Raw genomic sequence first — 8,915 nt, forward strand, 5'->3', positions numbered from 1 at the left:
AGCTGAAACTGCTGACCGATGCGGAGTTTGCTGAATTGGAATTTCCACTGGACTGATCTTTGCCGCCTGCGGGCGGCATACATACTCTCTTTCACAATGCCATTTGGTGTGGTATACTGAACTCGACAAATCGGAGTTTGACGAGGTAAAAGAATATGAATGGAAAACATCTATTTCTTACATCTGCAGGGTTGACCGATAAGATGAAAGAGAAATTCTTTGATATTATTGGAAAGTGTCCGAAGGATGTGAAAGTGCTTTATATTCCAACAGCTGGCATTGAAACAGATGGTGCAAGAGAGTCGCTTGCAATATGTTTTCATGAACTCTTTCTAATGGGAATTCAGTACGAAAATATATTAGTGTACAATCTGGAATTAATTCTTTCAAAAGACTATCAAAGAACCTATTCTTCGTATGTTACAACCCCGTTTATGCTTACAAGGCTATTAACTTTTGAAGAATTAAACCAATTTGATGCTGTTTTTGTCAGTGGTGGTGATGTATCTGTGCTTTGTCGTGAAATGTCTAGAACTGGTTTTGATAGAATACTTAATAATGCAATTAAAAACGGACTTATATATGTCGGAATCAGTGCAGGAAGTATGTATGCGGCGGGAAATTTAACAGATGGATTACATATTATTGACAATCCTATTATCCCCCATTGGAATGGTTCTGAAACAACAGTATTACCGAACGGCAAAGATGAGATTAAGCTTGCTGATGGAAAAGCTGTTTATGTAGAGGATAATTACATGAGTGTAATATGATGCACATGTAGGATTAGTCAAATTCCAGTTTGTGGGGAAGGAACACCTATATGTCAAAACCCAAAATCGCCTTTATCTGTGTCCATAATTCCTGCCGCAGTCAGATTGCCGAAGCCTTTGGCAAGGTACTGGCCGCAGATGTGTTTGAAAGCTACTCGGCTGGAACCGAAACCAAACCGCAGATCAATCAGGATGCTGTGCGCCTGATGAAAGAACTATATGGCATCGACATGGAAAAGACACAGTATTCCAAGCTGATTTCTGCAATTCCAAAGCCGGATATCGCTATTTCCATGGGCTGCAACGTCAGCTGCCCTTTCATTGGCAGACCTTTTGATGAGAATTGGGGTCTGGATGACCCTACCGGGAAAAGCGATGATGAATTCAAGGCAGTCATGGAGCAGATTCGTCAGAACGTTCTTGCTTTGAAATCGAAACTTTGCGGTTCCAGTTTTTGAAACCCTCAAAAGTGAGGTTTTGATAGAACGCTTCGATTCATGCTATACTAAAACCAGTTTTAATTCCATAAGCGAGTGACCTGAAAAGGCCGCTCGCTTTTTTGTTTATCGCAGAGCTGAAAGGAGGCTAAAATGCCAAGCAAAACCGAAGAATACCTCGCCCTTGCCCAGCGCACGGCCAACGGCTTGACCCGGTACTGGGAAAGCTGGACGGACTACCTGACCACCGCATCTCGGCTGTACAAGTACCCCTTTGCAGACCAGCTCATGATCTACGCTCAGCGGCCCGATGCCACCGCCTGCGCCGAATTTGACATTTGGCGCAACCGGATGAACCGCTATGTCAGGCGTGGCTCTAAGGGCATCGCTCTGCTGGACGAATCCAGCGGATTCCCTCGACTGCACTACGTTTTTGACGTAAGCGACACCGGGGTGCGCCGCAATTCCCGTGACCCGGAGATGTGGCAGTACAATGACGACCTGAAACAGCCGGTTTCGGAAATGTTGAGCAAGACCTACGGCATCAGCGGGGAGCGTGTCAGCCAGCAGCTTGCGGATGTTGCCGGGAAACTGGTGGCAGATTACTGGGACAACAACAGTGGTGACATTCTCGCCATCGTTGACGGTTCGCTTCTGATGGATTATGATGAAGCCGGAGTGGAGATGCAGTTCAAAAGCGCCGCCACCATCAGTGTCACCTACACGCTGCTGGAACGCTGTGGCTTTGAGCCTGCCGGGTGGTTCGACAAGGACGATTTTCAGGCAATCTACAATTTCTCCACCCCGGATAGTGTCTACGCCCTCGGCGCAGCCGTCAGCGACATGAGCCGGGAGGTGCTGCGGAACATCGAGCGCACCGTGAAAACTACCATTCGCCGCCGCAATGCAGAAAGGAGCCAATATGAATACGAACAGCAGGAACGTGACCTACTCGACCGTCGGGGATTACCTTCTCCCGAACCTGACCCTGAACCAGCCCCGGAAGCCGCTGGGCAAGTACGGCAGGCTGCGCCGGACGTACCTGAAGGAGCATCGCCCGGTGCTGTACCACACGATGCTCCTGAATGGGAGCCTGTACCCGCACCTGATGGAGGTGGAGCAGACGGCAGAGAGCCGGATGCAGCAGACCATGGCACAGCTTTTGAAACAGACCCCGGCCCCGGACAAGGAGCAGAATCAGCTGGCGTGGGTGCAGCACATGAACAGCCTGCGGGCACAGGCAGAGGAACTGGTGCTGAACGAACTGATTTACAGTTAAGTTTCTTCGATGCCCACATTCCCACCGAAGCCAAACAAATTGAATCCATCGACCAAGCGGAGGGCAAAAAATCGCCCTCCGCTTTTGTTTTGTCGCAGGCGGAGATTGAAAATGCGCTGCGGAGAGGTTCCAATGTTGAAGGCAGCAAACTTCGGATATGGAAAATTTATCAGTTGCAGCCTGACCGAAAACTCCGGGCAAAAGCTCTTGCCAAAGAATATGCACCGTATGGCCCCGGCGGTTCTTCACACACTTATCTGGACGGAAGCAGTGGTTGGCTTGACCATGACAGCAAGGGTCTGACGTTTGAGCATTATCCCGACCATCAGAAAGTGCTTCTCCGCTGGGATCGGGTCGAAAAATATATTGACCTGATGATTCAGTCTGACCGCTACCTGTCGGACAAAGAAAGAAGAGCCATCGACTTTCCCCTTGAACTGAACGCCGCCAGTGCAGCCGAATACACTGCATTAAAGGCGCAGCACCCGGATACTCTGGTTGGATTTGAAGCTGGCGGCAATTTTATGTTCTATGGAGAAGATGCTGCCAAGGTCGCAAAAGTTCTCAACAGTGCTTTGTTTACGAGAGAAACAGCACTGGGCGAAGTTCAGGTCACAGGCTTTCCACCTATCTTATGGGCAAGAAAGTCAAAAGAATTGTGGTCTGCGGGCAATGATGTTTACCTTGCCGGATTGAACAAAGATGGGACTCATCACCAGACTAAACATCTGCACAAAGAGGACTATCTGCCCATCGGCTCCATCATCAATATGGATGGCCGGAAATTTCGGATTGACGGAGTGGATTTTGATAAGGGCAAGGTTTCCTTGCAGGATATGGCACTGGCCGACCTGCGGGTGCCAATTTTTCGGGAAGAACCGCTATCTGTTGTCCGGGAATTGTACGAACAGCAGGACGAGGCCCTTGACGCTGCTCCCGAAAAGGCCGTTGATTATAAGGTCGGGGACGATGTTGTGGTAGACCTTCCTACCCGAACCATCGAAGGCAAAATCGGCTATGTAGGCGAAGCGGATGTTCGCATTGACACCAGCGCACAGGGACAGTCGTGGGATAACGAAGTAATCAATAAGCAACAATTCGAGGACGGTCTGCGGCAGGTCATGCCGGAGCTGACGGACGAAGAACTGGATGCGCTGCCCATTTCTGCCGTGATGGACGGAAAAGTGCAGACCTTCCCGGATGCTACTGCCTTGGATGAAGCCCTGAATGCTGAATCTGCGCCGGAAGCTGCCGGGAATTTCCACATCACGGACGAGCATTTGGGCGAGGGCGGTGCAAAGCAGAAATACGCCCGGAATATTGCAGCTATCCGCACCCTGTTTCAGTTGGAACAGGAACACCGTGGAGCCACCGTCGAGGAACAGGAAGTGCTTTCGCAGTATGTGGGCTGGGGCGGTCTGCCGGATGCCTTTGACCCGGATAAGAGCAACTGGTCAAAAGAGTACACGGAACTGAAAGGGCTGCTCTCCGAGGACGAGTACGCCGCCGCCCGTTCCAGCACCCTGAACGCCCACTACACCAGCCCCACCGTGATCCGTGGCATTTACGATGCCGTGGAGCGCATGGGTTTCCGCAGTGGTAACATTCTGGAACCGTCCATGGGTGTGGGAAACTTTTTCGGGATGCTGCCGGACTCTATGCAGGACAGCCGCCTGTACGGTGTGGAACTGGACAGCATCACCGGGCGTATTGCGAAAAAACTGTACCCGCAGGCAGACATTACCGTGGCTGGCTTTGAAACCACCGACCGCCGTGATTTCTACGATTTAGCGGTGGGCAACGTACCTTTCGGTCAGTACAAGGTCAACGATAAAGCGTACAACAAGCTGGGATTCTCCATCCACAATTATTTCTTTGCGAAAGCCATCGACCAAGTGCGTCCGGGCGGCGTGGTGGCGTTCGTCACCAGCCGTTACACCATGGACAGTAAGGACAGCACCGCCCGCAAGCACATGGCAGAACGTGCCGATCTGTTGGGTGCCATCCGTCTGCCAAATAATGCGTTCCGTGCCAACGCTGGCACGGATGTTGTCAGTGACATTATCTTTTTGCAGAAGCGTGACCGCCCTGCGGACATTGAGCCTGCATGGGTGCAGTTGGGCAAAACGGAGGATGGCTTTGCCATCAACCAGTATTTCGTAGACCACCCGGAGATGGTGCTGGGAAATTTGGAACTGGAAAGCACCCAATACGGTCACGACCTGACCGTTGCGCCCCTTGAAGGTACCAGCCTTGCAGACCAGCTTGCCGAGGCGGTACAGCATATTGAGGGTCAGTACACCGAAGTCGAGGTGGAAACGCCAGATATTGCGGATGCCGAGGCAGAGCGCAAGACGCTCCCTGCTGATCCGGAGGTCAAGAACTTCTCCTACACCGTGGTGGACGGCAAAGTGTTCTACCGGGAAAATTCCGTGATGACACAGGTGGAACTGTCCGAAACCGCCAAGGGGCGTGTCACCGGCATGGTGGAGCTGCGGCAGATCGTCAATGACCTGATCGACCAGCAGTTGAACGACTTCCCGGACGAGGACATTAAGGAGACACAGGCAAAGCTGAACGCCGCCTACGATGCCTTTACCGCAAAGTACGGTCTGCTGAACGACCGCAAAAACGGGCGGCTATTTGAGCAGGATTCCTCCTACTATCTGCTGTGTTCGCTGGAAAATCTGGACGAGCAGGGGCAGCTTAAATCTAAGGCAGCGATGTTCACGAAACGGACGATTCGCCCGGAGCGCACCGTTACCAGCGTGGATACCCCCAGTGAAGCGTTGGCGGTGTCCATCGGGGAGCATGGCAAGGTGGACTTGCCCTATATGGCAGAACTGCTGGGCACACCCGACGAGTACGGGCGCATCACCACTGAATTGTCTGGTGTGATCTTCAAGGACCCTGCCGCCGACCCCACCGACCCGGAAGCGGGCTGGCAGACTGCGGACGAATACCTTTCGGGTAATGTACGCGATAAGCTGCGGATGGCACAGCTTGCTGCGGAAAGTCACCCGGAGTTCAAGGTTAATGTGGACGCACTGACCAAGGCACAGCCCAAAGATCTGGAGGCATCTGAAATTGATGTGCGTTTGGGTGCCACATGGCTTGACCCCTCTATCGTACAACAGTTTATGATGGAAACTTTTCAGCCGCCCTATCGTATCCGCTACAACAATGCCATCACCGTTCGCTACTCCCCTTACACTTCCGAATGGCGGATCAGCAATAAATCTGCTACTGGCTTTGGTGACATTATGGCCACTGAAACCTACGGTACCCGCCGAGCCAACGCCTACAAGATTTTGGAGGATACCTTGAATTTGCGTGACAGCCGCGTTTATGATACCATCGAGGAGAATGGGAAAGAAAAGCGTGTGCTGAATCAAAACGAAACCACCCTCGCCCAGCAGAAACAGCAGGCCATCAAGGACGCATTTGCTGGCTGGGTCTGGAAAGATCCACAGCGACGCGCCCTACTGGTAAAAAAGTACAACGAGCTTTTTAACAGCACCCGCCCCCGTGAGTATGACGGTAGTCACATTCATTTTGTGGGCATGAACCCGGAGATCAATTTGCGAGAGCATCAGCGCAATGCGGTTGCCCATGTGCTGTATGGGTACAACACCCTTTTGGCGCACGAAGTCGGTGCTGGCAAGAGTTTTGAGATGGCGGCTTCAGCTATGGAACTGAAACGTCTGGGCTTGTGTCAGAAAAGTCTTTTTGTCGTGCCAAACCATTTGACGGAACAATGGGCCAGCGAGTTTTTACGTCTGTACCCCAATGCGAAGCTGCTGGTTACCAGCAAGAAAGATTTTGAACCCGGTAATCGAAAAAAATTCTGTGCGAGAATTGCGACCGGTGATTATGATGCAGTTATCATCGGACACAGCCAGTTTGAAAAGATACCCTTGTCCGCAGAACGACAGGAGCGTCTGATTCAGGAACAGATGGATGAAATCGAGGAGGCCATCGAAGAAGCGAAAGCACAGGTTGGCGAGCATTTCACAGTAAAGCAACTGGAAAAGCTGCGCAAGTCTCTGAAACAGAAACTAGAAAAGCTGCAAGGCGCAGACCGTAAAGATGATGTGGTTACGTTTGAACAATTGGGCGTAGACAGGTTGTTTGTGGATGAGAGCCAAGCGTTTAAGAACCTCTACTTGTATACGAAAATGCGTAATGTCGCAGGTTTGAGTACGAGCGAGGCACAAAAATCCAGCGATATGTTCGGCAAGTGCCGCTATCTGGATGAAATCACCGGTGGCCGTGGCGTGATTTTTGCAACGGGTACACCCCTGAGCAACAGTATGACCGAGATGTACACCCTCATGCGCTACCTCCAGTACAACACCTTGCAGCAGAAAGGGTTGACCCATTTTGATGCGTGGGCTTCTACTTTTGGTGAAACTACTACTGCCATCGAACTTGCGCCCGAAGGCACCGGATACCGTGCACGCACTCGTTTTGCGAAGTTCTTCAACTTGCCTGAACTGATGGCGATGTTCAAAGAAGCAGCAGATATCAAGACCAGCGACCAGCTTCATCTCCCGGTGCCTGATGCAAAATTTGAGACGGTGGTGGTCAAGCCTTCGGAAATCCAACAGGATATGGTGCAGGCGTTGAGCGAACGTGCAGCCGAAGTCCACAGCGGTTCTGTTGACCCCTCGGTGGACAATATGCTGAAAATCACATCGGATGGCCGCAAAATCGGGCTTGACCAGCGGTTGATGAATTCCGCTCTGCCCGATGACCCCAACAGCAAGCTGAACGCCTGCGTCAACAACGTCCTGCGCATCTGGAACGACACCAAGGAGCAGAAGCTGACCCAGTTGATTTTCTGCGATATGTCTACTCCCAAGGGGGACGGTTCGTTCAACGTCTATGATGATATTCGCACCAAGCTGCTCAACGCCGGTGTGCCCGAACAGGAGATCGAGTTCATCCACAACGCAGATACAGAGAACAAGAAAGCAGAACTTTTCTCCAAGGTACGCAGCGGACAGGTGCGTGTGCTGCTGGGCAGCACTGCAAAGATGGGAGCTGGCACCAACGTCCAGACGCTGCTCGTAGCGGTGCATCATCTGGATGTAGGCTGGCGTCCGTCCGATATGACCCAGCGTAACGGCAGAATCATCCGCCAAGGCAACCAAAACAAACAAGTTTACGTCTATAACTACGTCACGGAATCGACATTTGACGCCTACCTCTATCAGACCCTTGAGAATAAACAGAAGTTTATCTCGCAGATCATGACGAGCAAATCGCCTATGCGATCTTGCGATGATATTGACGAACAGGCTTTATCTTACGCAGAAATCAAGGCTCTGTGTGCAGGCGACCCTCGCATCCGGGAAAAGATGGACTTGGACGTGCAGGTAGCAAAATTGAAGGTGCTGCGCGGAGACTTCCAGAATCAGAAATATCGTCTGGAGGATAAGCTGCTCAAAACTTTCCCGGAGGAGATCCAGAAACAGAAAACCCGCATTGCTGCTTTACAACAGGATTCACATATTGCAGCAACACACCCGCAGGACAAAGAAAACTTCTGCGGCATGACCATCAAGGGCATGGTGTACGATGACAAAAAGGCTGCAGGCGAACGGCTGCTGCTGGCTCGGCAGGAGATGCCCAATGCTGATATGATGCTGCTGGGCACCTACCGTGGCTTTGAACTGAACATTCGATTCGACAGCTTCAAAAATGAGCATCAGGCCGTACTCCGGGCAGAGTTGAGTTACCCGGTGTCGCTGGGCGATGATGCGCGCGGCAATATCACTCGTCTGGACAATGCCATCGACAATTTCGCTGACCGTATTGCAGATGCCGAAAATGCTCTGCAAAACCTTGAACAGCAGAAGCAGGCCGCAGAGGTCGAAGTGGCAAAGCCCTTTGCACAGGAGGAAGAACTGGCCGAAAAGTCTGCCCGCCTTGCTGAATTGAACGCCTTGCTGAACATCGACCGTGACCGCAGTTCCTCGCAGGATGCTCCCGAAGAAACCGAGGAAACCGAAACACCTGCAACTCGTCCGTCTGTGCTGGCTGCACTGGGGGAAAAGACCAATCAGTCGGAGCCTGTCAAACCGTTCCGCAGCTACTATGATAAGGATGGTGATGCACGATGAAAGAGAAACGGGATGAAATCATCATCCTGCGCCTGACCAAAACAGAAAAGAACCGCATCTATGAAAAGATGTTCAGCATGGGCATCCGCAGCTTGAGTGCCTATATCCGCAAAATGGCATTGGATGGATACTGCCTAAATCTCGATCTGCCGCAGCTACGCCGAATGGCTTATCTGCTCCAGAATTGTAGCAACAATCTGAATCAGTACGCCAAGCGTGCCAACGAGTGCGGCAAGGTCTACGCCGCCGACATGGAAGATCTGCGGCAGCGTCTGGATGAACTGATTGACATTGGCAA

Annotated in this window: 4 protein-coding genes; all 4 read left to right on the plus strand. The window is 51.6% G+C overall.

Annotated features, from left to right (window positions below; translation table 11 throughout):
• Positions 1-155 precede the first annotated feature (155 nt).
• Positions 156-773, plus strand: a complete 618-nt coding sequence (locus tag AAAU26_RS07215) for a Type 1 glutamine amidotransferase-like domain-containing protein (RefSeq protein ID WP_005930833.1) — start codon at positions 156-158, stop codon at positions 771-773.
• A gap of 50 nt (positions 774-823) precedes the next feature.
• Entirely contained in the window at positions 824-1,231 is a 408-nt protein-coding gene (locus AAAU26_RS07220) for an arsenate reductase ArsC (RefSeq protein ID WP_158401858.1), read from the plus strand.
• Between the two features lie 132 nt (positions 1,232-1,363).
• On the plus strand, positions 1,364-8,617 hold the full coding sequence (locus tag AAAU26_RS07235) for a MutS N-terminal domain-containing protein (RefSeq protein WP_431834285.1): 7,254 nt from the start codon (positions 1,364-1,366) through the stop codon (positions 8,615-8,617).
• The coding region (locus AAAU26_RS07240; RefSeq protein WP_349180980.1) for a plasmid mobilization protein at positions 8,614-8,915 on the plus strand (302 nt) is incomplete at its 3' end. The genes AAAU26_RS07235 and AAAU26_RS07240, both read left to right, overlap by 4 nt.

Origin of the sequence: Faecalibacterium longum (genome assembly GCF_040094125.1) — a bacterium.
GTDB classification, from domain to species: domain Bacteria; phylum Bacillota; class Clostridia; order Oscillospirales; family Ruminococcaceae; genus Faecalibacterium; species Faecalibacterium longum.

Excerpts from the sequence above, each read along its gene's own strand:
- AAAU26_RS07215 (WP_005930833.1), top strand. The coding sequence starts at position 156 with ATGAATGGAAAACATCTATTTCTTACATCTGCAGGGTTGACCGATAAG.
- AAAU26_RS07220 (WP_158401858.1), top strand. The coding sequence starts at position 824 with ATGTCAAAACCCAAAATCGCCTTTATCTGTGTCCATAATTCCTGCCGC.
- AAAU26_RS07235 (WP_431834285.1), top strand. The coding sequence starts at position 1,364 with ATGCCAAGCAAAACCGAAGAATACCTCGCCCTTGCCCAGCGCACGGCC.